This window comes from Runella limosa DSM 17973 (genome assembly GCF_000482465.1).
Taxonomy (GTDB): Bacteria; Bacteroidota; Bacteroidia; order Cytophagales; family Spirosomataceae; genus Runella; species Runella limosa.
Genome location: NZ_AXVJ01000113.1, coordinates 1 through 1,048, shown reverse-complemented (window position 1 = coordinate 1,048; position 1,048 = coordinate 1). Strand labels below are relative to the sequence as shown.

Annotated in this window: 1 protein-coding gene; it reads left to right on the top strand. The window is 41.1% G+C overall.

All coding sequences use genetic code 11. From position 1 onward, the window contains the following. Positions 1 to 86: 86 nt before the first annotated feature. Positions 87 to 1,048: RNA/DNA-binding domain-containing protein (locus K339_RS0109990; RefSeq protein ID WP_051397922.1), on the top strand; the 962-nt coding region annotated here is incomplete at its 3' end.

Below are 1,048 nucleotides of genomic sequence, written 5' to 3'. Positions count from 1 at the left end.
TATGCACCCGCAGCCAAAGAACCAGCAGGATTAGGATAAGTAATAGTGCTTAATCTGTCTATCTTACTTTTGGCCCGAATCGGGAGTTGCAACCATATATCAAGTGGATTGGTGGTTTTGCGAATGCCTCTGGCGGAAAACTTTTCATTGGGATCAATGACAAAGGGGTAGTGACGGGGCTTACTGATGCAAAAAAATTGTTGGAAGATATTCCAAATAAGGTGCGGGATATTTTGGGAATTGTCGTGGATGTGGATTTAAAAACGAGTCTTCAAGGAAATTATTTAGAAATTACCGTAGAAGCTTATCCTTACCCAGTTAGTTACAAAGGACAGTATCATTACCGTAGTGGTAGTACCAAACAGGAACTTAAAGGAGCTGCTTTGGATAAGTTCTTGCTCAACAAACAAGGAAGACGCTGGGATGCAGTGCCAATTCCCCATGTTTCAGCAAATAATTTGAGTCTATCGGCCTTTGATTTTTTCCGAACAAAAGCCATTAAATCTAATCGACTGACGGAAGAAATTGTCCAGGAAAGTAACGATATTTTGCTCGAAAAGCTTCATTTGACCGAAGGTAAATTCTTGAAAAGAGCAGCGATTTTACTTTTTCACCCAGATCCTGAAAAATACGTCACTGGAGCTTTTGTTAAAATTGGCTATTTCCGTACGGATGATGACTTGTTGTTTCAGGACGAAATCCACGGGCATTTATTCGAGCAAATCGAAAAAGTCCTTGATTTGCTTCGTACCAAATACCTAAAAGCACTTATCAGTTATGAAGGTATTCAACGCATCGAAGAACTCCCGTTTCCAGAAGCAGCCCTGAGGGAGGCATTGCTCAACGCCATTGCCCACAAAGATTACAGTAGCGGAATTCCCATTCAAATCAGTGTATATGCTGATAAAATTATCTTTTGGAACGAAGGTACATTACCCGAAAACTGGACAGTCGAAAACTTAAAACAAAAACATGCCTCACGGCCTTTTAACCCTAGTATCTCAACCGCCCTTTTCCGAACTGGCTACATTGAGCAATGGGGAAGAGG